Genomic DNA, 25,456 nt, shown 5'->3' on the forward strand with positions numbered 1-25,456 from the left:
TTCCCTGCCGTGAGACTGTTCGGTCGCGACGCCGAACTCGCCCAGCTCGACGCCTTCATCGGTACTGCGGCAGCCGACGGCGCAGGGTTGCTCCTGACCGGAGACCCCGGCGTCGGCAAGTCGGTATTGCTCGATGCCATCGCCGCGTCGGCGACGGGCGCAGGTGCACGCGTCATCCGGGCCGCGGGAGTCGAATTCGAAGCGGAGATGAGTTTCGCGGGCCTCCATCAGGTGATTCATCCGCTGGTGGAGGAGCTCGGCCGGCTCGGCGCTGGGCATCGCCGGGCACTCGAAGTCGCGGCCGGGCTGGACGACGGGACACCGCCGAATCAGCTGACGGTCTCCACCGCGATGCTCGCCCTCCTCACGCAGACGGCTGCCGATCAGCCTCTGCTGGTGATCGTCGACGACATGCCCTGGCTGGATCGCGTCAGCGCCGTAGTACTGGGGTTCGTCGCTCGCCGCCTGGCCGGTAGCGGGGTCGGGTTCCTGGCCGCGTTCCGGTCTGACGAGGTCAGCTTCTTCGAGCGCGGCGGTCTGCCGGAGCTCGAAGTCCGTCCGCTAGACGACCAGGCCGCGGCCGCGCTGGTCGACGACCACTTTCCCAAGCTGTCACCGCGGATCCGGCAGCGTCTGCTCGAGGATGCGCAGGGCAATCCGCTGGCCCTGCTCGAAATGCCGATCGCCCTCAGCGGTCATCGGCCCGCCTGGACCTCGTCGACGCCACCGCCGGTCAGCCGGCGCCTGCAGTCTCTCTTCGCCTCGCGGATCAGCAACCTGCCGGAGGCGACCCGTGGGCAGCTACTACTGGCTGCGCTCGATGGCTCCGGTGAGCTGCGCATCGTTCGCGACGCAGCGGCCGCCGTGTGGGGGACACCTGCGCTGGACGCGGCCGAGAGGGCGCGACTGATCCTCGTCGACGGCGGGGCCGGGCGGGTGGCGTTTCGGCATCCGCTGACCCGTGCCGCGGTCGTCGAGCTGTCGACCAATGAAGAACGCAGCCGGGTGCACCGAGCCTTGGCCGAGCAGTTCCCGGACGACTCCGAGCGGCGTGCCTGGCATCTGGCCGAGGCCGCGACCGGTCCGGACGAAGAGGTCGCGGAGCTGCTCGAACGAGCCGCCGCCAAGGTGCAACGGCGAGGCGATCCCGTCGGCGCGATGGTCCTGCTGCTGCGCGCTGCCGACCTGAGCCCAGACGTCGAGGACCGCAAGCGGCGATCGGTGATGGCTGCCTATATCGGCGTCGACGTCACCGGCGATCTGCGCAACATGCTGGCCGTTCTCGAGCCGGGTGTACTCCGGGAGCCACCGTCGCTCGTCGTCGCCCTGGCCGGTGCGGCGTACTTGCTCCAGCGGCACGGCGCGATCGACACCGCGTACCGGATGATCCTGGGTGCGATCGAGAACTCGCCCGATCCCACCGACGCGAAGGACGAGATCCTCAACGAGGCGTTGTGGGTGCTGCAGGCGCTGACCGCGTTCGGGTCGCGGCCGGAACTCGTCGAATCGTTCCAGGCAGTGCTGGCGCAACTGCGACCGGAACCACCAGAACTCATCCAGCTCCTGGCCAGTACCTACGTGGAGCCCGCCCGGTTGGCGTTACCGGTGCTCGACCGGCTCGACGACGTGGTCGCCGCGCTCGACGAGCAGTCCGACCCGGGGTACATCATCCGCGTCGGGGTCGCCGCCCTGTACGCCGACAGGTTGCCGTCTTGCCGCACCGCACTCTGGAGAGCGGTCGAGCACGGCCGGGCCGGTGGCGCCATCACCGCCGGGATCGAGGCGCTGCTGCTCCTGGGATGCGACGACCTGCTCTCCGGCGACTGGGACGAAGCGTCCCGGCTGGCGGGCGAAGGGCTGGCGCTCTGCGAGGAGCACAATTACCAGCTACTCGCCTACATCTTGCGCTTCCAGCACGCGTGGATCGCCGCCGCCCGTGGCGACGAGGCCACGGTGAACACACTGACCGACGAGATGCTCCAGTGGGCCGGCTCGCGACGCGTCGGGTTCGTTCTCAACTACGCGCATCACGCCAAGGGGCTGGCTGCGCTCGGCCGGGCCGACTACGAAGCGGCGTACCAGCAGGTGTCGGCGATCAGCCCGGCCGGAACGCTGGTACCTCACTCGGCGCATGCTCTTTGGGTCATTCTGGATCTCGTCGAGGCCGCCGTACGGACCGGCCGGCACGCCGAGGCGAGGGCGCACGTGGCCGCAGTACAGGCTGCTGGTGTGAGTGGGATCTCGACTCGGCTTGCCCTTGTCGCCAGTGCTTCGGCGGCGTTGGTCGCGAGTGAGCCAGAGGACGGCAGGTTGTTCGAGGAGGCGCTGGCTACCCCGGGTGCTGAGTGCTGGCCGTTCGAGCAGGCGCGCGTTCACCTCGCTTATGGCGAACGGCTGCGCCGAGCCAAGAGTCCGAGCCAGGCGCGCAGTCAGCTCACCGCCGCCCGCGACATCTTCCACCGCCTCCGCGCCGACCCCTGGGCGAAGCGGGCCACCAGCGAGCTCCGCGCCACCGGCCTACCCGCGACCCACGCCGATGCCTTGAAGAAGATCGACACCCTCACGCCGCAGCAACGCGAGATCGCCCTCCTCGCGGCAGCGGGCCTCACCAACAAACAGATCGGCGACCGGCTCTACCTCTCACCCAGAACGGTCGGCACCCACCTCTACCAGCTCTTCCCCAAACTAGGCGTCACTTCCCGGGCCGCCCTCCGAGACGCCCTGGCGGATCACCCGACCAGTTGAACCCTCCACATCGTCCCGGCCAGCCGCCAGTTGCCCCGGGCGGGTGAGTCGAGCTGGGCGAACGCCGTTCGTTCGGCCGCTGACGCTCCACAGAATTCGAGGCCGAGCGGGGTGGCTGTACACAAGGGCAGGAAGTAGTCGGGTGTTCGGCCGGGCGCCACGCTCACGGAGGCGGCGCCCGGTAGCAGTACGGGCACTACTTCCTGCCGTTATGCACACTTTCCCATTCCGCAACAGGCTCCACAGGTCGCCAGTCATTGCTATTGGCAACCAAATCCGCGTCTGGTGGCTGCTCCAAAGCCAATCCGCACCCAGAAGCTGGCCGCCCGGGCCGCCATTGGCCGATCTCATGAGCTCGGGGTGGGTCAGCAGGTCTTGCGGAGGTAGGCGGCGGTGCCCGGCGTGGTGACGTCCAGGTCGCGCTGGACGATGCTGAGTTTGGCGCCGTAGGCAGTGCAGGCCTTGCGGAGACCGCCTGGGGTGTACTCGATGACCAGCACGTTGTTGTCGAAGGCGTCGGCGTAGGTGGCGCATTCGTCGTACTGGCCGCACTCTTCGGAGACCGCGAAGTCGAGGCCGACGGTTGCGCGGTCGGTGGCCAGGTCGGCGGTGTTCTTCTGGGCGATGGCCAGGTTGCGGGTGTGCGCGTGGGTGGCCAGCAGGGTGAGGAACTCCTTGGCCTGGTCGGCGGTCAGGAGGTTCTTCGAGCGGGTGTAGCTGTCGTAGTTGTCGGGCTCGACGGCTTGGTAGCCGCTCGTGGCGCAGCCGTCGATCCAGGTGTTGACCTTGGTGGCGATCCGCTGGCGTTTGTCGGCGGTACGGAGGTCGAGCAGGGGTTCGTCCCAGTCCTCGTCGATGACGAGCTTGCCGGCGGCGTCGTGGAGCAACAGGTCCTGGTCCCAGTCGTCCTGCTCGCCGGGCTGGGTCTGGAAGGCGTTGACGTAGCAGACGTTGTAGAGCCCCTTGGCGATCGGCGCGGTGCGATCGCGGGTGACGATGCCGACGCCGGCCGGTGGCGGGTACGGCCCACCGAGCTGGTAGTCGAATCCGGCGTGCTGTGGTGGCAACGTGAGCGCATCAGGTGCCTTCGGCAACGAAGGTGACGGCGTGGAGGTCGTCGCATCCGGCTTGTCCGTCGCGGCGGGCTCGGACTCCGGCGACCGATTCAGCAGTACGACGAGACCGGCGATCACCACCGCCCCGCCCAGCAGACCGATCAGCAGATAACGAACGCGCGGACGAACAGGGGACACGGAGACTCCATCGATCGGTCGAACCCAGTATTGCGTCCAGACGATGCTAGGAGTGATGACCCCACAGACTCGTTAGATTTGCCCTGTCGCGGGCGCTGGGGTGCCGTGGCGGCAACCTGGGGGAGGGTTCACGTGCGCGTTGTCGGTGTGGGTGTTTCGATCGCGGTCCTGCTGTGCAGCGTCGGTTGCACGGTCGTTGCCGGAGGCGCGGAACCGCCGCCGGAGGTGACCGGCGAACCTGGCAAGACCATCTCGATCGGTGCCCCCGGCCAGAAGAAGCCGGGCGAGCGGGTCATCCTCGACGGGCAGGAGTTCAGTGCGCCGCCGGGGCTGGAGTTTCCGGACGGGAGCAAGGTGAGCAAGGCCTCCTTCGACGTCGACGAGCAGACGGTCACGCTCAGCGCACCGAAGAGTTCCGAGGTCCTGAAGCACTTCGACAAGCGCCTGCCGCGAACCGGGTTCGCCGTCGCCGAGTCAGCCGGTACGCCGAACGAGCGGACCTTCGACGGTAAGGGCTGGTCGGGGTCGATCACCGCCACCTCGGCCGACGAGACGGTCGTGAAGTTCTGGCAGTACCGGCCGGACCCGATCTCCGCCAGCGCGCTGAAGCTCGTCAACGTGCCGTTCTTCCTCAAGTTCCCCGGCGGGACCAAGGCGGCCTCGCTCAGCGATCCGAAGACCGGCGCCAACCTCCGGTTCGCCTCGCCGTCCCCGCCCGAAGTACTCCGGTACTACCGCGACGCCGCGGACGGCCCGTTCTGGGACATCGTCAAGGACACCACCACCGGCGGGACCACCACCACCCTCGTCTTCACCGACGACGACGGCTGGACGGTCACGATCACCACCACCGCCACCACAGCGACCCTGGCCACCCGCGCACCCTGACCGCCGGGAAGTTCCGGAACCGGGGAAGGGGTGTGCAATGCGTCGCGGAACAGTAGAGTCCCGCTCGATGCAAGCGCTTTCCCGCCCACCCCGAGGAGTCATCGTGAGGCGATCCATCAGCGCGGCGGTCGTCATCGCCGCAGCGGCCGGCAGCATGCTGGCCGCCGTCGGCCTGCCCGCCACCGCAGGTCTGCCTGCCACATCAGGCCGGCCCGACCGCGGCGCCGTCGTCACCGGTACCTATTCCAGCGGAGCCGCCCAGACCTGGCAGCCGCTGCCCACCAGCTACGTCGGACGCGATGACGGCGGCCCCGCCGACGCCACCGTCGTGATCGACCCGAGCACCCTCCGGCAGCGCTACACCGGGGTCGGCTTCTCGCTCGACGAGACGAGCGTCTCCAACCTCTGGAAGCTCACCCCGGCCGAGCGAGACCGCGCGATCCGGCTGCTGGTCGACCCGAAGACCGGCGCCGGCCTCGACCGCTTCCGGCTGACCATCGGCAGTCCCGACCTGATCGAGCACCTGCCGTTCTGGTCGTACGACGAACTGCCGGCCGGCGTCGCCGACGACTTCGCGCTCAAGCACTTCTCGATCAAGCGCGACGTCGACACGCACATCGTCGACACGGTCAAGCTGATCCAGCGCTACAACCCGCGGGCGACCTTCTTCGCCTCCGCGTGGAGCGCCCCGGCCTGGATGAAGACCAACAACCGGTTCACCGGCGAGGTCGCGCTCAAGCCCGGCAGCACCACGTCGTACTACCAGGTCGGCAAGCTCCGCGACGACTGCATCGACGTCTTCGCCCGGTACTACGTGAAGTACCTCCAGGCGTACGCCAAGCAGGGGATCAAGGTCGACGCGCTGACCCTGCTCAACGAGCCGGGCATCGACGTGGTCTACCCCGCGATGGACATCAGCGTCGAGCAGCAGCAGAAGCTGGCGGTCGCGATCAAGCGCGAGGTGAAGCGCGCCGGGCTCGGTACCGACCTGTACGTGCACGACTTCAACTTCTGGGACTGGCGCGACCCGAACAGCACCGAGACGAAGAACTACTACCGGATCTTGAACGACCCGAAGGCCGACAAGGCTGCCGACGCGATCGCGTTCCACCCGTACTGGGGTGACCCGACCGTCATGCGGGACGCGTACGAGCAGACCGGCAAGCCGGTGCACATGACCGAGACGAGCGATCTCAACCCGGCCACGATCCTGAACTACTTCCGGCTGGACGCCTCGTCGTACGTGATGTGGGCGCAGACCACCGACCAGGACGGCGGCACGCTGCACTGGACGCCGCTGCGGGACAACAACGTCGACTGGGCCGAGATCGGCCGCACGACGAAGTGGCCGAACCGCCTGGTCAAGGTCGACACCACGGCCAAGACGTTCACCGTTCGCGACGAGCTCTACGCGATGGGCCAGTTCGCGAAGTACCTCGGCCCGGAGCACACCCGGGTCGAGTCGAGCGCGACCGCGAACGGCGTCGGCAACGTGATCTTCAAGGACCGTGACGACCACTTCGTCGCCATCCTGGGCAACAGCAACCCCACTCCGACCACGGTACGGGTGGTGCTGGCCGGCAAGTCGTTCACCGCCACGGTGCCGGCGAACTCCTACGCCACGTACCGGTGGAAGGGCGAGGTCCCGTCCCAGCACCACAACCACGCGCCGGTACTACGCCCTGTGGCGAACGTCGTCGCCGACCAGTACGGCACCACGCAGGTGCAGTTGTCGGCGACCGACCGGGATCGCGACCGGCTCGCCTACTACGCGATCGACCTCCCGGCCGGGGTCAGCGTGGACGGGCGCACTGGCTTGGTGACACTGCACCCGACCGCAGCCGGCGTCCAGGACCTGAAGTTCCGGGTCACCGATGGAGCGGCGAACGATGAGGTGACCGTCCATGTGACGATCCAGCCGCACGGCACACCGGTCGGCGAGAAGGTCGAGGCCGAGTCGTATGTCGCTCAGCACGGCTGGACCGATGGCGGCGCGAACTTCGTCGAGAACAACGCGTCTGCCAGCGGTGGCAAGAACGTCGGCTGGACGGCCGCGGGCAACTGGTTGCAGTACCGGCTGGACCTCACCAAGGCCGCGACGTACGACGTGGAGCTCCGGGTCGCGAACGGCACCGGCGCAACGGCCCCGGACGCGATCTCGCTGCGCGACGCGTCAGGCGCCGTACTGGCGAAGGTGTCCGTCCCGAGCACCGGCGGCTGGGGGACCTATCAGTCGATCCACACGCAGATAACTCTGCCGGCTGGGGACCAGCAGCTCACCCTGTACTGCGAGTCCGGGGGCTTCAACATCGACTACCTCCGCCTGACTGAGTAGTACTGACCGCCTGTTGTGTGCCGGTGCAGATTGCGCCGGCACACACCGGCTAAGAGCTCAGTCGCTCGTGGATACCGCGCAGCGCTTCATAGGACAGCCGATACACCTCGTACTGCGGATCGAGGCCGGCCGCCGGGGTGAAGGTGCGGTCGACCCGGACCGTTGCCGCGGCGGCCGTTTCGACGTCCGCGAAGATTCCGTTGCCGACGGCACCCAAGAGCGCGGCTCCGAGGGCGGCGCTGTCATGGACGAGCAGTCGCTCGACCGGTCGGCCGAGGACGTCGGCGTGGATCTGGGACCAGAGGTCGTCGCGGGCGCCGCCACCCGAGAGGGTCAGCGTCGACAAGGTCGCACCACACGCCTGTTCGACGGCTTCGAGGACGTGCCGGCCGGACATGGCGACGCCTTCGAGTACTGCGCGGGACAGGTCGGCTTGGGTGGTACCGGAGCTGAGGCCGAGGAAGCTGGCGCGGACGTCGGGATCCCACAAGGGAGCGCGCTCTCCGGCCAGGTACGGCGTGAAGACCGGGCCGGTCCGGCCTTGGCGAGCTGAGGCGAAGACGTCCGCGACGGACAGCCCCGACACGCTGCCCCACCAGCGGATCGCGTCGCCGGCCGCCTGGGTCGGGCCGGCGTGGACGGACAACCCGTTGCGAGCGGGGAAGGTGACAATGCCTGCCGAGGGCAACGACTTGCGCGAGGCACCTGCGACGACGAGCGACGTACCGCAAGAGATCATGCCGCGGCCGGGCTCCGTGGTCCGGCTGCCGAAGATCGCGCCGTACGCATCCATCGTGCCCACGACGACCGTCCCCAGGCCATGCACCTCGCCCAGCACGGATTCCGGCGGGTGGATCGGCGGCAAGCGTTCGGCCAGCCCGTCGGCGAGAGCGACGGCCTCGGTCAGATAGCCGTCAGGCCTGCTGATCCGGGTGCCGGACATCATGTCCGTCGCGACCTGGCCGGTCAGCTTCGCCAGGACGAAGTCCTTCGGGCTGAGCACCCAGCGCGTCCGCGCCCACTTCTCCGGCTCCTCGCGAGCGAACCAGACCGCCCGCGCTCCGGCGAAGGAGGCGTCCAGCACCACGGGCCCGCCCCAGATCCGTTCCTTGTCTGCCGCGCTGAGCCGCGCATCGAGTTCACTCGCGACGGCGGCACACCGCTGGTCCTGCCAGATGATCGCCGGCCCGAGCGGTACGAGGTCGTCGTCGGTGAAGACGTGCGTGTTCACCTGGCTGACGACTCCGGTCGACTTCACCGCACCGACCGGTACGCCATCGAGCACGGCGCGGATCCCTGCCTGACACCCCAGCCACCAGTCGAGCGGATCCTGCTCGGCCCACCCAGGCTGCGGTCGCCGGATCCCGTACGCCGTCGTGTGTGCCCGAACGGGCCGCCCGGCGGGATCGAAGAGGATCACCTTGACCGCCGTAGTGCCGATATCGATCCCAAGCATCAACTGATCCACATCCCCGACCGTACTGTGGAACCTGCCGCCCATCGGCCATCCCCTATCGCCTCTCGCTCTTCGCCGCCGCGGCAGGTGCGGAAGATGCCGAAGGCAAGCTCCCGCGACTCGGCCCCGCTCGCGACGACAGATCATCAGCTCTGGACCGGCCTCTACGCGTACTTCGCCGGCCGAACCCCGTTCTACGACTGGTACTTCGAGACCGCGGCGGCCGAGGGGTGTCGCCAGCTCGTCCTGGTCGGAGCGGGGCTGGATGCTCGCGCGTGGCGCCTGCCGTTGCCGACCGGCGCCGTGGTGTATGAGCTCGACTCAGCGCAGGTGCACAACTTCAAGTCCGAGGTGCTCGACCTGATCACCTCCGTCTCGGCGCCGGGCAGCCGGTTCGCGGGCGAGTACTTCAACCGCCGCTCCAGGCTCAGCGAGGTGCCGATCTCGGATCCTGCCGACCAGCTCGTCGCCGAAGCGTTGCTCTTCGCAGACACCGGCAGCGCCGCCGGCCCCTTCCTGATCGCCGCCGCGAGCCGGCCTCGCCCCCGCAGTACTGTTCATGGACCTCACCGGCTGGGCGGCCGCGACCGCGATGAAGTACTGGATCCCGCCACGGCCCGATCATCCGGACCGCTGAGAGCCTGCTCCACGGCGCTCCGATTTCCACAATTCGCTGCCTCCTGGGGATAACCTGGCCAGTTCCTGCCAATCACAGGAGCCCTTGAAAATAAGGGCTTCCGGATCGGAAACTGTCGGTGGTCGCGTTTAGGCTCTAGGGTATGGAGATCTCGGAGCTGCGTCCGGCGTGGTCGCAAAGCGGCAGCGAACTGCTGACCACTTTCGACACGGTGCAGGCTGCCCGCTCCGCCCTGGACACCTACCAGTTGGACATCATCGCCCGCATCGACGAGACCGGCCTGGCCAAAGAACTCGATGCCCGCGACACGATCGAACTGTTGTCGCTGCGGTCTCGCACGAACACCAACGACGTCCGCCGCGACCTCGCCTTGGCCACCAAACTGTCCAAGTACCCGGTCGTCGCCGCCGCACTGCCCGACCCCTACGCCCCACCCACCACCTCGGACGACACCGTCGATGCAGGCTCCGCCTCCGACGACGCAGACTCCGACGATGCTGGTGAGTGGCCGGTCATTCATCCGGGCCAGGCCAAAGCGATCGTCGCGGCGCTCGAAAAGGCGCCTTCCACGGTCGCGGTCGAAGACCTCGAGGCGGCCGAACGGATCATGGTCGAAGCCGCCCGCTACCTGCCTCCCAGTGACCTGACCGTTCTCGGTAAGCAGATCCTGGCCCGCCTCGACACCGACGGCCCCGAACCCGCCGAGAACGACGCCTACGACCGCGAACGCCTCCGGCTGCGCCGCGTCGACCACGGCGTCCAGTTCAGTGGGTTCCTGGCCAACGACCGCGCCGAACTGCTCCAGATCCAGATCGACAAACTGTCCAAACCCCACAAAACTGTAGACGGCGACCACGACCCCCGCTCCTGTGACAAACGCCAGGCCGACGCGTTGACCGCCATCTTGGAACGTGCCGCGGGCAGTACCGCCCCCGGCCCCGGCGTCCCCCACATCACCGTCACCATCGACTTCGACGACCTCAAAGCAGCCACAGCCGAAGCCCGCAATTGCGGCAATAGCCGCACGGATCGCACGGATGGCGGGGACTGCGGGTGCGGGGGCGGCGGGTGCGGGGAGGGCGGGTGCGGGGAGGGCGCGGGCGGCGGGGACGATGGGCTGTTCGGTGGTGGGGGTTGCGGTGGGGTGGGTGAACTGGTGTTCGGTGAGAACCTGTCCGCCTCCGCGGTTCGCTTGCTAGCCTGCGACGCGCGGGTGCTGCCGATCGTGCTGGGTTCGGATTCACGCCCGCTGGATGTCGGGACGTCGAAACGGTTCGTCACCGACGCCATTCGCAGCGCCCTGATCAAACGCGACAAGGGCTGTGTGATCTGCAAAGCCCCACCCTGGCAGTGCCACGCCCACCACCGGGTGCATTGGGCCGACGGTGGCCCGACCAGCCTCGATAACCTGGTCTTGGCCTGCAGCCCTCACCACACCGCGATCCACGACGGCCAGTGGATCGTCACCATCACCCACGGCACCGTCGAGGTCACCCGCCCCAGCTGGGCCGACCCGGTAGCCCGAACGCTGGCCGACCTCACCAACCTCAAAGACACCACCAGCGCCCCCTGGCCACCACCCACCAGCACCAGCAACAGCAACGTGAATATGAACGTGAACGTGGACCCGATCCACGAACAGCCCACCCGGCCACCCGCAGCCGCCAGCCTCACCCGTGCACCCACCACGACAATCGCAGGCAACGAGCTCCGGTCCTGGCTAACCCCACAAGCCACCGCCCAACTCAACCCCTGGGGCGACACCCCCTCCGCCGACCCGTAACACCACCCCGGCCCAACAACCCACCGCCCGAAGCCCCGCGCGCTGCCACTCGGCAGCCCGGACGCTGCCCGATGCCCAGCGCCCAGCGCAGGCAGCCCGGCAACCATGCGAGCCATCGACGCTAGCCGCCGCGGCACGCCAGCTCCCAGCGCCCACGCTCCGTCCCAAGTCCGCGATCCGCGACGCAGCCAAAGCCCTCGGCTACTCGACCGGGCAGCAAGATGCCTGGTCGAAAAACGTCGATGGCTGGTCTGCGGATATCGCGGCCGGCGGCGGGGGAGACGGCGACATCCCGCCACGCGTCACGGCCCTCGCGGCCCAGCCGCTGAAGTTCCCACGGCACCTCGGGATCCACTCTGGCGGGATGGTGCTGACCGAACGACCGGTCGGGGAGGTGGTGCCGATCGAGCACGCCCGCAAAGCCAACTGGTCGGTGTTGCAGTGGGACAAGGACGATTGCGCCTGGATGGGCCTGGTCAAGTTCGACCTCCTCGGCCTGGGCATGCTCGCGGCTCTCCAGTACTGCATCGACCTCGTCCGCGTGCACACCGGTGAGGAGTGGTCGCTGCACACCATCCCGAAAGAAGAAGCCAGCTTCTACGACCAGCTCTGTCGTGGCGATTCGGTCGGGGTGCTCCAGGTCGAGTCCCGCGCCCAGATGGCAACCCTCCCGCGCTTGTTGCCGCGCCGGTTCTACGACCTGGTCACCGAGATCGTGCTGATCCGCCCCGGCCCGATCCAAGGCGGGGCCGTCCATCCCTACATCCGTCGCCGCACCGGCGAAGAACCGATCACGTACCTGCACCCGAAACTCGAGCCGGTGTTGGAGCGGGCCCTGGGTGTGCCGTTGTGCCAGGAGCAGTTGATGCAGATGGCGATGGCCGTCGGCGGGATCGACGGCGACGAAGCCGACCTGCTGCGCCGCGCGATGGGCTCCAAACGCGGCGTCGAGAAGATCTCGTCGCTGAAGACGAAGCTGTTCGAGGGCATGGCGGTCAACGGGATCACTGGTGACCTGGCGGAGGAGATCTACGACAAGTCAATGGTGACATGATCATCCGCTATCGCGGCCTGCGATCGCACGGTAAGAGTGCAGAGCTGCAACTTCCTGCAAGTCTCCACGTGTGCGACGAGAGAGGTGGACATGCCAGAACCGTCTCGATCAGGCTCGGACACGACCGATCGGCAGTTGATCCAGAGTTGGATAGACCGCCATCCCGATACAAACGCCCGTCTGGAAGATGTCGCCGACCCCTACCGACCGGGTCGTCGCCTGCTGATTGTCAGCGTTCCTGACCACGCGGGGATGGTCCGTGCTCGCCAGGAACTTCAGCATCTGGTCGGATCTCCTGAGCAGTTGCGTCTTCGGCGGTGGCGACCGAGTGCCGAAGAGGTAGACCGAGTGATGAAGTGGGTCGAGGAGAACGGAAACCCGTTAGGTGGGCCGCGCACTGCGGTCACTGGGCTGGGACCTTACCCAGAGACGGGACTGTTGGGAATTGACCTCGACAGGGTCGATCCGGAATACGCGGCGGAGTTGGAGGCTGCTACCGATGGCCTCGCTTTTGTCCGACCAGAACCTGACATACCAGTTGCCCCAGTCGCACATGGCGTTTGTCCGGAGATATGCCGATCAGAAGATTGAGAAGAAGCTGAGCCGGTCGAGCCGCGCCCAGTCTTTACGGCTGGAGAAGTCTGGTAGGGCGTTGTGGAGGGCCTCGCCGAGTCACCTAAGGACAGGCGCTGGCCGGAGTCGTAGGCCCACTCATCGAGGTCCCGGTCGTGATCGCCGTGCCATGCCGCGCAATACAGTCCCCAATGAAGGCCAACGGACCTTGAATGTCATCTATGCGGTGACATTCGGGCAAGGCTCGCGAGATGTGTTCAGGCGATCGACCGTCGACGGTCGCGGAATCCGAGGCTCGTATAGGCAGCGGCATAGAGCAGTAGGGCGATCGCGAACGAGGCGCCTGCTCTCTTGGCCGCTCCGGTCAGGACACCTTCGGCGCGTGTGCCCCAAGGAGCCGTCACCGTCGTCTCGGGGTAGGTCGTGTCGGTCAGACCGTTGCCCTGGGCAACGGTGATCGGACGGCTGTAGTCCACCTCGGTCACGGTGCGGTGGTCGTTGTAGTCGGCGTGGGCGAGAGCGGCCGCGCCCAGCAGTGGGGCCGCGATCAGCAGTACTACCACCACTCGCCGCATCGTGGCGCCGAGGTGGCGAGTCCTGTCATCGGCGCTGCGAAGCTGGGCGCGTCGCTTCCACAGGAACCAGCCGACGACGACCAGGCCGAATGCCGTGCTCGCGTACTGGAGCAGGCGGGAGGGTAGGAAGTCGACCTCGGTCAGTGCGTCCCACACAACGTGGGTGGCGACACCGATCAGAGCGGAAACGAGCAGCCACAGGACGTACCGGCCCTTGGCGCTCGGGCTCCCCGGCCGCTCAGGCTCCGGCAGGCCCAGGCCAGAGGGGAGCAGCGCCGAGATCGGTGCTCGCATCACCCAATAGACGGCCGCCAGCGCGACGGCGTACAGCAGGTCGATCGGCAGGCCGCTGAGTCCGTGGCTGTGGGTGGCGTTGAGGAACGGCCCGTACCAGTCGCCGGCGCTGGTCGAGGTGACGCCGGCGGCGGTCAGGAAGTACGGGACGTCGGGTGCCATCGAGCCGGCGACCAGGGCTGCTGGGACGAAGGGTTTGCGCAGCAGCGGCAGAACCGCGGCGGGATGAGCCAGGGTGAAGGGCATCTCGAGGGTCTTCTCTGCTCGGCGTCTCGGATAGTACGTTGCAGAGAATACTCACTTCAGCGGACTATTGCGAACCAGTCGGTCGTAGCGGCGTGAGCGAGGAAGAGTGGTGAGGCCGCAGCCACCGCTCCGAGTTGGCGCAGGCCCCACGGTCGGGCGCGAAGGGTGAGGGCGGCGCCGGTGAGAACGAGAGTCAGCAGCGGCCAGCTCCCGTAGTCCGTACTCACGATGAAGCTCCGGGTCTGAACCAGGGCAACGGGAAACCAGGCGATGGCGGCCATGGCTCCGGCTGCTGCCGACAAGCGCCGGTCGCCGCGTCGATCGGGCGGGCAGGCGAGTACGACGGCGGCCGTCAGCACGGCCGCGATCGGCTCGAACGGTCCATCGCCGTACAGGGCCGGCGCGATGGTCCACAGGGCGGCGAAACCCAGCAACCCGGACACGGCCAGGATTGCGCCGAGCGTCCAGCGCTTGAGCAGAGCGGCGATCGCGCCGACGCAGGCCATCGCCAGGAACAGCATGTTGAGCGTTTGCGGTCCGTCCATGGTTGCGAGATGGCTCCACGTCGACCCTGGCGAAAGCGCGACTCCGGCGTACCAGCTCATCAACTGAATCCCGCTGTACGCCGCGGCGACCGCCAGGGCGAACGGTGCCGCCAGGGCGAAGAAGCTCCCGCCGGGCGATGCGGAGTCGAGGCCCAGGCGAACTCGCAGGGCGTGCGCGACGAGGTCGGCGTCCGCGCGCAGCCGAGCCGCCCGCGGCAGGTCCATCGTCATCTCGCGATGGACGTCGAGGATCTCGTGTCCGTAGGCGGCTCGGTAGGCGGGCGGATACAGCCGGAGAAGGGGGTCGCTCACGTTGCGGGTGCGGTGCCGGCGGCCAGACGTCGCCGGACCTCGCGCGCGGTGGCGGCCAGCCTGTCCGCCTCTGCTTCCAGGCGCTCCCGCCCGGCGGGGCTGAGTGCGAAGATCCGGCGCGCCCGGCCGCCAACGACCTCTTCGCGCTCCACCTGGATCAGGCCGTCGGTCAGCAATCTGTCCAATGCTCCGTACAGCGCTCCGGTGCGCGGCGTCACCCGGCCGTCGGTGATGGTCTTGACCTCCTGGGCGATGGCGTAGCCATGCCGGGACTCGTTCGCGAGCGCGGTCAGCAACAGCAGGGCGAGCTCCTGCATCCCTCGATCGGTCATGCCACCAGAGTATTCCGTCCAACGGACGATAGGCGACCCGGCGCTAGCATCGGCGGAATGAAGCGTGCGGAGCAGGCCGAGCAGACCAGAGCGAAGGTCGTGACGACGGCTCGGCGGTTGTTCAGTGAGCAGGGGTACGACGGGACCTCGCTGCAGCTGATCGCGGACACGATGGGTGTCACCAAGGCGAACGTCTACTACTACTTCAAGACCAAGGCCGAGATCCTGGAGGCGATCACGGCCGGCTCGCAACGCGAACTGGCGGCCGTGTTCGACGCGGCCGAGAAGGTGCGCGGCCGGCAGGCGCGGCTGGAGTTCGTCATCGACGGCTTCATCGACCTCGTGGTGCAGCAGCGCGCGGTGATGCCGCTGAACGAGGACCCCGGAGTACGGCGGCAGAAGCGGTTCGCGGCGCATGCGGAGGAGCTCGGCCTGCGCGGCCTGCGGCTGCTGTTCGGTGACGAGCCGACCGTCGAGGAGCAGGCTGGGTACTTCCTGGTCAGCGACCTCCGGCCGGTACTGCGCCGGTTCCCGGACCTCTCGCCGGACGAGCTCCGCGAAGTACTGCGGAACCTCTGCCTGCGCGTGATCCCACCCGCCAGGAAAGCTGACCGGTAACCGCTCGCGCCTCCGGGTCGGCTTCGGGTGCGTTACCTGCTGTAGCTGTGAGCTATTTCACTAGCCGTTCGGCTAAGAAGTCTTGCCGAACTGGAAGATTGCTCCGTATGTTAACCGGATGAATCTTCCATATCAGCTAGCGAGGAGCTGAGCGGTCATGGCACTGCCGGAGCAAGTTCACTCATCACCGCGGCCCGGTCCGCTGGGACGGCTGGGCGGTTTCGCCTTCCGTCACCGCGGCAGCGTGGTGCTCGGCTGGATCGCGGCCCTGGCGCTCGCGATCGGGCTGTCGTCGGCGTTCGGTGGGGAGTTCACCGTCGACTACTCGACCTCCGGGTCGGACTCTCAGGCGGCCCAGCGGCTGCTGGAGGAGCGGTTCCCGGCTCAGTCCGGGGCAACTGTGACGGTCGTGGCCCATTCCGACGCGGGGATCGCCGGATCGCGAGTAGATGTCACCAAGCTGTTGACCGAACTGAAAGGCGTACCGCACGTGGTGAGTGCGGAAGACCCGTTCGTGACACCGGGCGGAGTCTCCGCCGACGGCCAGACCGCGGTGGCGCGGTTGCGCCTCGACGTGGTCAACCCCGCTGACATGCCGGTCGAGGAGAGCCGGAAGCTGATCGACCTGGTCGAGGCGCAGAACTCCGGCCGGCTCGGTACGGCGATCGGCGGTCAGGCGATCAACCTGGCCGACACCGGCTCCATCGGGTCCGAGGGCCTCGGCCTGGCGGCAGCGGCGATCATCTTGCTGCTGACCTTCGGCTCGGTGGTGGCGGCTGGTCTGCCGATCATCGTCGCGATCATCGGTCTGGTGGTCAGTGGTGCGCTCACCGGCTTGGTGATCAACCTGGCCGATGCGCCCGAGTGGTCGACGTCGCTGGCGACGATGATGGGGATCGGCATCGGGATCGACTATGTGTTGCTGATGGTGACCAGGTTCCGCGAGTGGCGATTGGCCGGGCTCGATCCGCAGGCGGCCACGGTGGCGACGCTCGACACGGCCGGCCGTTCGGTGGTCGTTGCCGGTAGCACCGTCGTGGTCAGCCTGCTGGGCCTGTTCGCGATGGGGATCCCCTACATGCGTGGCGCCGCACTTGTCACCATCACGGCAGTACTGGTCACGGTACTGGCCAGCGTCACCTTGTTCCCGGCTCTGCTCGGGTTCCTGGGCAAGCATGTCGAGCGACTCCGGTTGCCGCTGGTTCGACGGAGGCCGGCCACCAGCGTGACCGCCGACGGGCACGTGGATCCCAGTGGGTTCTGGCTCCGTTACAGCCGCTTCGTCGAACGGCACCGGATCGTCGCGGCCGTGGCTGGTATCGGCGCCCTGGCAGCGCTGGCCCTGCCGTTCTTCGGGGTGCAGTACGGATTCCCCGATGCCGGTAACAACCGGACCGAGACGACCACCCGGCAGGCCTACGACCAGATCTCCAACGGCTTCGGTCCCGGTGTCAACGGTCCGCTGCTGCTCGCCGTCGAGCTTCCTGAAGGCCTGCGAGACCAGTCGGCGCTGCCTGCTCTGGCTCAAGCGCTGCGGGAGACGGAAGGCGTTGCCTCGGTCAGCCAGCCGCAGGTCAACCCGGCTGGTGACACGGCGGTCCTGACGGTGGTACCGAAGACTGGTCCGCAGGACGCGGCCACTGAGGATCTGGTGCAGCGGATCCGTGAAGAAACGGTGCCGAAGGCAACTTCCGGGACCGATCTCGAGGTCCGCGTCGGCGGCGTGGTGGCGAGCTCGATCGACAGTACCGAGGACCTGGCCAGCCGGATCCCGTTCCTGATCGGCGGCGTCGTCCTGTTGTCCATGCTGCTGCTCCTGGTCAGCTTCCGCAGCGTCGCCGTGGCGGTGAAGGCGGCGGTGATGAACTTGCTCTCGGTCGGCGCGGCGTACGGCGTGGTGTCGCTGGTACTGGATGGCGGCTGGCTCGGTCAGCTGGTCGGGATCGACACCCACACACCGCTGCCGCCGTTCGTACCGGTACTGATGTTCGCGGTGCTGTTCGGGTTGTCGATGGACTACGAGGTGTTCCTGGTCAGCCGGATGCGCGAATCGTGGGTCAGAACCGGGGACAACCACCGTGCGGTCACCGACGGACTGGCCGGTACGGCCCGGGTGATCACGGCGGCGGCGCTGATCATGATCGCGGTGTTCATCGCGTTCGTGCCAAGCCCGGACATCATCCTCAAGGTGATCGGAATCGGGATGGCGACCGCGATCCTGCTGGACGCCACCATCGTCCGGCTGGTGATCGTGCCGGCCGTGATGCACATCCTCGGCCGGGTCAACTGGTGGATGCCGCAATGGCTGAGCAAGCGGCTGCCCGAACTGCACATCGAGGGCCACGCGGATCACCACCTGCCGCCGAAGCCCGCCACCGAGACGCCGGAGCCCGTCCTCGCATAGCGCAGGTCTCCGGTAGGCCGGCCCATCGTCTCGATCCCCCCGGGCGGTGGGTCGGCTCGTTGGAGCTAGTCCAGCGCCTCGATGCAGGCGAGGAGGTCATTCAGTAGCCGGTCCTGCTGGGGGTTGGTGAATGGCGTGAGCATCCGCTGTTCGACGGCGCGTACGGCGGTACTGGCGGCGTGGAGTTGTTTGCGGCCGGCGGGGGTGAGTTTGCTGGGCAGGGCGCGGCCGTGAGGGGCGGTCTCCGGGCGGGTGATCAGTCCCCGGTCCTGGAGTCCGCGGAGGACCAGGTTCATCGACTGGCGGGTGACGAACACGGCTCGGGCGAGCTCGGCGTTGGACAGCCCGGGCTGCTGGGAGAGGACTTCGAGGCACGAGTACTGCGGCACCGTCAGGTCCAGTGGCCGTAGGGCGGAGTCCATGGCTGTGCGCAGTGCTGTAGCCGCTCGTTTCAACGTGTAGCCCACCGCCTTCTCCAGGGGGCCGACCTGCTCGCCTTGACTCATGTCAACATCCTGACATACATTCTCTATGTCAACACACTGACATGCAACCCGAGGATGAACATGACTGTGACCGGACCGGACTTTCTTGCCCTGCAGGTGCGCGACCTCGACCGTGCGGCCGAGTTCTACGAGACCCACCTCGGGCTGCGCAGGCTGCCGGCCAATCCGCCTGGTGCGGTGGTGTTCGACACCAAGCCGATCTCGTTCGCGGTGCGGGAGCCACTGCCTGGCGTCGATCTGGACGCCGCATCCCCGCGCCCGGGGCTGGGGGTCGCGCTGTGGCTGCACTCCACTGACGCGCAAGCGCTGCACGACCAGCTGGCCGACGCGGGCGTCCCGATCGTCGCAGCTCCGTTCGACGGGCCTTTCGGTCGTACATTCGCCTTCTCCGACCTGGACGGGTACGCCATCACGATCCACGACAAGGCCTGATGGTGGTGGCGCGTCACGAGGTGACCGTCGAGGTGCTCGGGCCCTGGTCGCTTGCCACGAGCAAGCAGTTCTGGGAGGGGTTCGCGCCGGCTGCATTACCTTCGCAGCGCGAGGCGCGGGAGATGTGGACGGTGTTCCGGGTCGAGGGTGACTGGAGCAGCGCTGAGGTGCGAGTCACCCAGCAGGGCAGCGCGGCGCGGATCGTCGTCGAGGGTGATGGCGATCTTGACCGGGCGGCCGCCCAGGCCTGCCGGTTCCTGTCGCTGGATGTCGACGGGCGTGGCTGGCCCGAGGTCGCCCTGCGGGACGAGGTGATCGCCGATGCTCAGAATCGGCTGCCCGGTCTGCGGCCGTGTGGGTTCCATTCGCCGTACGAGGCGGCGGCGTGGGCTGTGTTGTCCCAGCGGATACGGATCGTCCAAGCCACAAAGCTCCGCGACGATCTGGTTCGTGATCACGGCGACAGCGGCGCGTTCCCTGCTCCGGACCGGTTGCGTGGCCTCGACCTAGAGCTTCCTGGCCGCAAGACCGAGTACCTGCACGCCGTCGCCGAAGCCGCAATGGACGGCCGGCTGGACGGCGACAACCTGCGTGCAATGGGAGTCGAAGACGCGGTGCGCGTAGTACAGGAGGTGAAGGGCCTCGGTCCGTTCGCTGCCGAGTTGGTCGTCATTCGTGGAGCCAATGCGCCAGACGCGATCCCACACAACGAGCGTCGCCTCGACGATGAAATCACTTACCGGTATGGCGCCGGCCGCACCCTCGCCGAGGTCTCCGAGAGCTGGCGCCCGTTCCGCACCTGGGCAGCCGTCCACCTACGCACCCTCCGCGAAGACCGCACCCAGGAGATCAGCGGACGCCGGCCTTGATGACCCGCTCCCGGAAACCCGACTGACGGCCGTGCCCAGCTCGTGACGTCACCGACGCAGGCAAGGAAACCATGGATGTAAGCCGGCTACATCGGGAGTGGTGCCACGTAAGTGCGTCGGCGGCGTAGGTGTAACCGCATCAGCCGCAGGCGGCGCAACTCGCGGGAGCACAGCGCCACCTCGCCTGCGAAGCGATGGTCGTTCTGCTCATACACCTGCACGAAAGCGAGCCGGGCTTCGTTCATCGCGCCCACCGCCGCGCCCCTGCTTCGCTGCGCTTCGAGGTGGTGAGCGTAGTCGTACAAAGCCCGCGCCAGTTCGCGTTTGTGCCACAGGCTGTGCGGAACCACTTCCCGGTATATCTCCACGGCCATCCGCATGTTCTCGACTGCCGCGGCGTAGCGTCGGGCCGCGTAGTCATCCCTCGCCTTGTCCGCATGCGATTCTGCCTGCGTCAGCTTGGCCTGCCGTTGCTTCCGCTTCTCGTTGTCACTCCGTGCAGCCTGCCGGGTGAGGCCCTCCGCTGCGACAGGCTGGGAAGTCGCGTCGGCCGGGTCGTGGCCGGCAAGCAGGTCGACCACCGCCTGGCGCCCGGCCGCCACTTGATCGGCCTTGACCGCGTACCGGTCGCTGAACCGTGCCAACTCCCGGAAGGTTCCGAGCGCCACCTCCGCCAATCGCCGCGCCTCGGCTGCTCCAGTCCTGGCCTCGTGTTCGGCGATGAGCCCGGCCAGAACCAACTGCACCTCCGCGGTCTGGGCATACAGCCACGCGAACCGATCCTTGAGCGGGCCGGGCCCGGCGGGGAAAATCACCGAGTCGTCACCCAGCATCCGACTGACCCGCTGAGGATTGTCCAACTCTCGATCGACTATCGAGTGCACGTCCAGCGCCTTTCGCGCCGCCGACAGCGCTTCACCGCTGTCTCCAAGCGACTCATGGATCTGGCTCTTGGTGGTCAGAGCCTGCGCCAGCAGCACAACGTCGTCGTCCTGGTCGGCTATCGCCACTGCCTCTTCGGCCGCGGCCACCGCAATCTTGCTGTGTCGCAGCGCCGCGTCCCAGCGCCCACTCTGCACAGCGCCCGTCGCCTGCGCCTGCGCTCGGGTTGCCCGCACACGAGAACCTGCCGCCGACCTCTGCGCCATCCTGCCTCCCTCGCAACCTCCACCAATGATCTACCAGACAGCCTCGGCAGCCCGCCGCCCCTTGGCCTGTTGCGGCCACGCTCAGCGATTGCGTCGGCGGCCGGCGACGGACTGCTCGCCTTGGTAGACGTCACTCGTCAGCCGACGTGGATTCCTGGTCGCTGGGCTGGGTCGGGTTCGTGTTGGCGGATGATCTCGCGGACGACGGGGGCGGTGTCGCCGCGGCCGAGGATGAGGTAGCGCAGGAGGTGGCTGAGGGGGTTGCCTTCGGACCATTCGAAGTGGCAGTGCGGCGTGATGCCGGTGGTGTCGCGCAGCCCCAGCAGGATCGCGGCGATGGCGTTGGGCACGGCCGGGCTCTCGGCGCGTAGTACGCGGTGGCCCTCGATCTCGACTCCTTGCACCCGGAGTACCTCGCTGAAGGTGGAGGGGTCGACGACCTCGATCTCGAGGAAGAGGATGTCCGTCCGGCGCGGCACGGGGTCGGTGGCGCGGACATCGGCCTCCTTGGCGGCGTACTCGGCGGCGTCGCCGGCCTGGCGCTGGTTGGCGATCAGGTTGAGGATGCCGTCGTTGCGGATCGAGTCGGTGAGGAAGCGGCGGGCGGTGTCGTCGAACTCGATCCGGTCGGCGCGCAGTTCGGTGGTACGGGAGACCCGGGAGATCAGCGAGACGACGACGATGCCGGCGATGAAGAGGCCGGAGATGGCGATGCCGTCGGGTTTCTCGATGATGTTCTCGACCAGGGCGTAGAGCAGTACCAGCGTGAGGACAGTGAAGGCGATCGCTGCGCGCCGCTGGCCCTTCCGCGCGGCGGAGATGGTGACCGCGACGGCGCCGGAGACCATCATCACCAAGATCCCGGTCGCGTAGGCGCCCGCCTGGGCGTCGACGTCCGCGCCGAAGGCGATGGTGATCGCGACGCTGATGGCGGTGTAGACGAGCACCACCGGGCGGACCGCGCGGCCCCACTCGGGCGCCATCCCGTACGCCGGGAGGTAGCGCGGCACGATGTTGATCAGGCCGGCCATCGCCGACGCGCCCGCGAACCAAAGGATCAGCACGCTGCTGAGGTCGTAGACGGTGCCGAAGACTTCGCCGAGCTTCTCGTGCGCGAGATAGGCCAGCGCGCGGCCGCTCGCCGCACCGCCGGGCTCGAACTCCTTGGCCGGGATGAGCACGGTGGTGATGAAGCTGGTGGCCAGCAGGTAGACGCTCATGATCAGCGCCGCGACGGTCAGCAGCTTCTTGGTGTTGCGGACCCGGCTGGCCAGCCGCTCCTTGGCGTCCTCGCCGTCGGCGGCGACCAGCGGCATCATGCTGACGCCGGTCTCGAACCCGGACAGACCGAGCACCAGAAGTGGGAAGGCGACGACGGCCGGTCCGATGACGCCACCGAAACCTTCCCGGCCGTCGGTGAGAGCATCCACCCAACTGGAGAACGCGCCGTTGGTGGTGGCGACGTCGTACAGACCGACAACCACGATCGCGGCATTGAGGACGAGGAAGATCCCCACGAGGGGGATGGCGACGCCGACCGCCTCGCTGAATCCCAGCAGGAACACCCCACCGAGGATCAGCAACAGCACGACAGTGACCGCTACCTCCTGCCCATGCAGGAATTCCGGGGTGTAGGGGTTCTCGACCAGGTGCACGGTCGCGTCGGCCGAGGACAAGGTGATGGTGATGATCCAGGACGTCGCCACGAAGCCGAGCAGGACCAGGACGAAGATCTTGCCGCGCCAGAACGGCAACAGGTTCTCGAGCATCGCGATCGAGCCCTGACCGTGCGGGCTCTCCTTGGCGACCCGCCGGTACATCGGCAGCATCCCCAGCAGGGTGAGCGCGACGATCAGCAATGTCGCCAGGGGAGACAGCGCACCGGCGGCGAGCGCAGCGATTCCCGGCAGGTACGACAGGGTCGAGAAGTAGTCGACCCCGGTCAGGCACATCACCTTCCACCACGCCTGAGGCGTCGCATGCGTGTCGTCGGCCTCGGGCCCCACCGGCTGCACACGGTGTTTCAGCAGCCACGCTGCCGCGCCTCGCGGTGTGCTCGTGGCCTTGCCCGGCCCGTCGATGGTGGCCGGCACGGCGAGCTCGTCAGACGTAGTCACCGGACAAAGGATGCCCGACTACCCAGGCCATGTCGGACATCGCCCTGAAGGGCGTCATCGCACCTGTTAGAGAGCTGTGAGAATCCCCCTGCTTACGACGAACAGCAACTATTGTGCGCCGTCCTGGTGACCGGCGATGCCTGCGTAGGCGCTCAGCGTGACAGGGTGGAGCCTTCAAGCGGGCTGCAGCCAGCCGGCTAGGGCGGTGGCGATCTGGGTGGGACGGTCCTCGGGGAGGAAGTGCGTGCCGGGGCCGACGTGGGTGATGGTCAGGTTCTGGCCGTGGGTTCTGCACCAGTCGACCTCGGTGGGGCCGATGACGGCTCCGGGGGTGGCGTGGATGAGGAGCTTGGGGATGGTCGGGTCCGCGATGACGGCCTGGTTGGCGATGACGAGGGCCGTGACGTCGGCCGGTTCGCCTTCGATGGGGATCTCGCCTGGCCAGGCGAGCATCGTGCGACGGTCGAGCGGGTCGAGGAAAGGCGCACGGTAGGCGTCCAGCTCCTCGGTGGTCAGGGTGCGGAGGACGCCTGAGGGAAGTACTTTCTCGATGAAGAGGTTCTGTTCCAGGATGAGTGGTTCGGCGAGGTCCGGATTCCTGAGGCGTTGGAACAGGTCGCGGCTGTCTTCGTCGAAGTCTTCCCAGTGGGTGATCGGATGGATGTGTCCTTCGAGGAACGCGACTCCACGGACTTGGTCGGGGCGGCGTCGCGCCCGGTCCAGCGCGAGCACCGCGCCCCAGTCATGGCCGACCAGCGTGAACCTGTCGAGCCCGAGCGCCTCGATGAAAGCGCCGAGATACGCGATGTGATCGGCGAGCCGGTAGTCCACGTCGGGTCTGCCGGACTTGCCCATGCCGATCAGGTCCGGAGCGATACATCGCCAGCCGTGCTTCGCGACCGGCTCGAGGACGTTGCGCCACAGGTAGGACGAGGTGGGATTGCCGTGCAGGAAGACGACAGGCTCACCGAGGCCGGTCTCGGCATAGTGAATCCAGCTGTCCAGTACATCGATCGTCGGCATCGGCGGCCAACCAGCGCCGTGGCTTAAGCGTCGGTGCTGGTCAAGGACCGCAGGCGATGCTTCGCGGCGCGTTCTACGAACAACGGAACGAAGTCGCGGATCGGATTGCCGTCGAACTCTGGCTGGCTCTCGGTGACGGCACGTTCGACGGTGTCGGGGGAGAGGCCAGGGAACGTCTTCGTGAGTCGCTCGGCTGCCTCGGCTATCGCGCGATCTTCATCTGAGCGGTCCATCTATCCAACGGAACGCGGCCGGCCACGTTGGCACAAGGCTGTTAACGAAGTGTTCATCTGACGCGCTACGCCAGGATCGTGGTCGTGATGGGTTACCGGTCCGGCGGCCACCGAGGTCATCGGCGGACAGCTGTCCGAGCCGCACGCCGCGTACGAGACCTTCGCCGCGGCATTCAAGAAATGCGTCGAAGAGGGCGTTGGCTGGCAGAGGGATACCGGTCGAACCCAGTCGCGTCTCAGCGCACGCTTCAGGGGACGTAGGGAAGTGTGGGCGGTGAGCTGTGTAGCTGCATCATGATCTGGCGTGCGGTCTCGGCGGGATCGAGTACCTCGTCGGATCCCTCTGGAGTTCGGAAGATGAGGCTGAGGATGACGGTGGCGACCCTGGCGGTGAACGCGATGTGCAGGTCGTCGGGAGCGGCGCCGGTTCGTTTGAGGAGGGCCTGCTCCAGCAGGCGTTCCTCGTCTCGGTACCACTCGAGCACGAGCGCGAACGGTTTCGGATTCTCGGTGAGCATTTCCTTGAGTTGCGTATGGACCTCGAGGGCGGCTTGGTACTCGAGCAAGGCCATCACGGCATTGCCGACTACCAGGGCGACGTCCTCGTCCGCCGGGCGCCGGGCCGCCGCTGCCGCCATCACGCCCGGAGCGCCGAGGGGTTCCATGGCGATCGATTCCTTGTTCAGGAAGTAGCGATACAGGGTCGACGAACCGATATCGGCGTGCTGCGCGATCTCCTCCATGGTCGTTTCCTCATAGCCCTGCCGCACGAACAACTCCATCGCCGCGGCGAAGATGACCTGCCGTGTTCTGACCGCATTGCGCTCACGAAGCCCCACCAGGCAAGTGTATCGCTCCGATGGTGACACCCAACATGACTTGATCTACAAAGTTGGGATACTCTCCCATCGAGGCAGAGTGCCTCACGGAGGGAAGGGGTTGTCGTGGCCAGGCTGCTGTACAAGATCGGTCGGTGGTGCTTCGGTCACCGCATCGTCGTCATCGCCGGATGGCTGCTGGCCCTGGCCGCCACCGCCGTGGGTGCCTCGACGCTGTCCGGCCCGACCCAGGACTCGTT

The 25,456-nt window shown here is 67.5% G+C and carries 22 protein-coding genes; 11 read left to right on the forward strand and 11 right to left on the reverse strand.

Annotation, left to right across the window (positions count from 1 at the left end; all coding sequences use genetic code 11):
* Window positions 1–9: 9 nt before the first annotated feature.
* Window positions 10–2,745 (forward strand): LuxR family transcriptional regulator, encoded by a 2,736-nt coding sequence (locus tag G3I17_RS07195; RefSeq protein WP_164595071.1) that lies wholly within the window; start codon window positions 10–12, stop codon window positions 2,743–2,745.
* Window positions 2,746–3,110: 365 nt separating this feature from the next.
* On the opposite strand, the gene G3I17_RS07200 is transcribed toward G3I17_RS07195, so the two are convergent.
* A complete protein-coding gene (locus G3I17_RS07200; RefSeq protein WP_343238225.1) occupies window positions 3,111–3,998 on the reverse strand; it encodes an endo alpha-1,4 polygalactosaminidase in 888 nt (295 codons plus the stop codon).
* 132 nt (window positions 3,999–4,130) lie between these two features.
* Here G3I17_RS07200 and G3I17_RS07205 point away from each other — a divergent pair, with 132 nt between their 5' ends.
* Complete coding sequence (locus tag G3I17_RS07205; protein WP_164595072.1) at window positions 4,131–4,886, forward strand: hypothetical protein; 756 nt, start codon at window positions 4,131–4,133, stop codon at window positions 4,884–4,886.
* A gap of 103 nt (window positions 4,887–4,989) precedes the next feature.
* Window positions 4,990–7,221: a carbohydrate-binding protein gene (locus G3I17_RS07210; protein WP_343238226.1), complete on the forward strand. Its 2,232-nt coding sequence runs from the start codon at window positions 4,990–4,992 to the stop codon at window positions 7,219–7,221.
* Window positions 7,222–7,270: 49 nt separating this feature from the next.
* On the opposite strand, the gene G3I17_RS07215 is transcribed toward G3I17_RS07210, so the two are convergent.
* Window positions 7,271–8,677: an FGGY-family carbohydrate kinase gene (locus G3I17_RS07215; RefSeq protein ID WP_239062224.1), complete on the reverse strand. Its 1,407-nt coding sequence runs from the start codon at window positions 8,675–8,677 to the stop codon at window positions 7,271–7,273.
* A 96-nt stretch (window positions 8,678–8,773) separates the two neighbouring features.
* Between G3I17_RS07215 and G3I17_RS39715 the strand changes: the two genes are divergently transcribed.
* The 3 genes from G3I17_RS39715 to G3I17_RS07230 all read left to right on the forward strand — a co-directional run bounded on the left by G3I17_RS39715 (window position 8,774) and on the right by G3I17_RS07230 (window position 12,151).
* Window positions 8,774–9,367, forward strand: coding sequence for a class I SAM-dependent methyltransferase (locus G3I17_RS39715; protein ID WP_203589823.1), 594 nt, complete (start codon window positions 8,774–8,776; stop codon window positions 9,365–9,367).
* Window positions 9,368–9,456: 89 nt separating this feature from the next.
* Window positions 9,457–11,097, forward strand: a complete 1,641-nt coding sequence (locus G3I17_RS41545) for an HNH endonuclease signature motif containing protein (RefSeq protein ID WP_203589824.1) — start codon at window positions 9,457–9,459, stop codon at window positions 11,095–11,097.
* Window positions 11,098–11,161: 64 nt separating this feature from the next.
* Window positions 11,162–12,151, forward strand: coding sequence for a hypothetical protein (locus G3I17_RS07230; RefSeq protein ID WP_164595159.1), 990 nt, complete (start codon window positions 11,162–11,164; stop codon window positions 12,149–12,151).
* Window positions 12,152–12,259: 108 nt separating this feature from the next.
* On the opposite strand, the gene G3I17_RS07235 is transcribed toward G3I17_RS07230, so the two are convergent.
* The 4 genes from G3I17_RS07235 to G3I17_RS07250 form a co-directional block, all read right to left on the reverse strand.
* Window positions 12,260–12,433: a hypothetical protein gene (locus tag G3I17_RS07235; RefSeq protein WP_164595074.1), complete on the reverse strand. Its 174-nt coding sequence runs from the start codon at window positions 12,431–12,433 to the stop codon at window positions 12,260–12,262.
* Window positions 12,434–12,981: 548 nt separating this feature from the next.
* Window positions 12,982–13,839 (reverse strand): DUF4184 family protein, encoded by an 858-nt coding sequence (locus tag G3I17_RS07240; RefSeq protein ID WP_164595075.1) that lies wholly within the window; start codon window positions 13,837–13,839, stop codon window positions 12,982–12,984.
* A gap of 56 nt (window positions 13,840–13,895) precedes the next feature.
* Entirely contained in the window at window positions 13,896–14,696 is an 801-nt protein-coding gene (locus G3I17_RS07245) for a hypothetical protein (protein WP_164595076.1), read from the reverse strand.
* A complete protein-coding gene (locus G3I17_RS07250; RefSeq protein WP_164595077.1) occupies window positions 14,693–15,028 on the reverse strand; it encodes a PadR family transcriptional regulator in 336 nt (111 codons plus the stop codon). The genes G3I17_RS07245 and G3I17_RS07250 overlap by 4 nt, the downstream gene beginning before the upstream one ends.
* A 57-nt stretch (window positions 15,029–15,085) precedes the next feature.
* Here G3I17_RS07250 and G3I17_RS07255 point away from each other — a divergent pair, with 57 nt between their 5' ends.
* Window positions 15,086–15,646, forward strand: coding sequence for a helix-turn-helix domain-containing protein (locus G3I17_RS07255; protein ID WP_164595078.1), 561 nt, complete (start codon window positions 15,086–15,088; stop codon window positions 15,644–15,646).
* A gap of 157 nt (window positions 15,647–15,803) precedes the next feature.
* Window positions 15,804–18,050: an MMPL family transporter gene (locus tag G3I17_RS07260; protein WP_164595079.1), complete on the forward strand. Its 2,247-nt coding sequence runs from the start codon at window positions 15,804–15,806 to the stop codon at window positions 18,048–18,050.
* 65 nt (window positions 18,051–18,115) lie between these two features.
* Here G3I17_RS07260 and G3I17_RS07265 read toward each other — a convergent pair whose 3' ends face one another.
* On the reverse strand, window positions 18,116–18,556 hold the full coding sequence (locus G3I17_RS07265) for a MarR family transcriptional regulator (RefSeq protein ID WP_164595080.1): 441 nt from the start codon (window positions 18,554–18,556) through the stop codon (window positions 18,116–18,118).
* Between the two features lie 60 nt (window positions 18,557–18,616).
* Between G3I17_RS07265 and G3I17_RS07270 the strand changes: the two genes are divergently transcribed.
* Entirely contained in the window at window positions 18,617–18,988 is a 372-nt protein-coding gene (locus G3I17_RS07270; RefSeq protein WP_203589825.1) for a VOC family protein, read from the forward strand.
* Window positions 18,988–19,857, forward strand: a complete 870-nt coding sequence (locus G3I17_RS07275) for a DNA-3-methyladenine glycosylase 2 family protein (RefSeq protein WP_203589826.1) — start codon at window positions 18,988–18,990, stop codon at window positions 19,855–19,857. Before G3I17_RS07270 ends, G3I17_RS07275 begins: the two co-directional genes overlap by 1 nt.
* Before the next feature lie 86 nt (window positions 19,858–19,943).
* Here G3I17_RS07275 and G3I17_RS07280 read toward each other — a convergent pair whose 3' ends face one another.
* From G3I17_RS07280 to G3I17_RS07290, 3 genes are all read right to left on the reverse strand, one after another.
* A complete protein-coding gene (locus G3I17_RS07280; RefSeq protein WP_164595082.1) occupies window positions 19,944–21,005 on the reverse strand; it encodes a hypothetical protein in 1,062 nt (353 codons plus the stop codon).
* Window positions 21,006–21,142: 137 nt separating this feature from the next.
* Complete coding sequence (locus G3I17_RS07285) at window positions 21,143–23,122, reverse strand: amino acid transporter (RefSeq protein ID WP_164595083.1); 1,980 nt, start codon at window positions 23,120–23,122, stop codon at window positions 21,143–21,145.
* A gap of 174 nt (window positions 23,123–23,296) precedes the next feature.
* Entirely contained in the window at window positions 23,297–24,145 is an 849-nt protein-coding gene (locus tag G3I17_RS07290) for a haloalkane dehalogenase (RefSeq protein WP_164595084.1), read from the reverse strand.
* 56 nt (window positions 24,146–24,201) lie between these two features.
* Between G3I17_RS07290 and G3I17_RS07295 the strand changes: the two genes are divergently transcribed.
* On the forward strand, window positions 24,202–24,369 hold the full coding sequence (locus tag G3I17_RS07295) for a hypothetical protein (RefSeq protein ID WP_164595085.1): 168 nt from the start codon (window positions 24,202–24,204) through the stop codon (window positions 24,367–24,369).
* 257 nt (window positions 24,370–24,626) lie between these two features.
* Here G3I17_RS07295 and G3I17_RS07300 read toward each other — a convergent pair whose 3' ends face one another.
* Entirely contained in the window at window positions 24,627–25,217 is a 591-nt protein-coding gene (locus G3I17_RS07300) for a helix-turn-helix domain-containing protein (protein WP_164595086.1), read from the reverse strand.
* Window positions 25,218–25,456 lie beyond the last annotated feature (239 nt).

The organism is Streptomyces sp. SID13031, from assembly GCF_010548305.1.
GTDB lineage: Bacteria > Actinomycetota > Actinomycetes > Propionibacteriales > Kribbellaceae > Kribbella.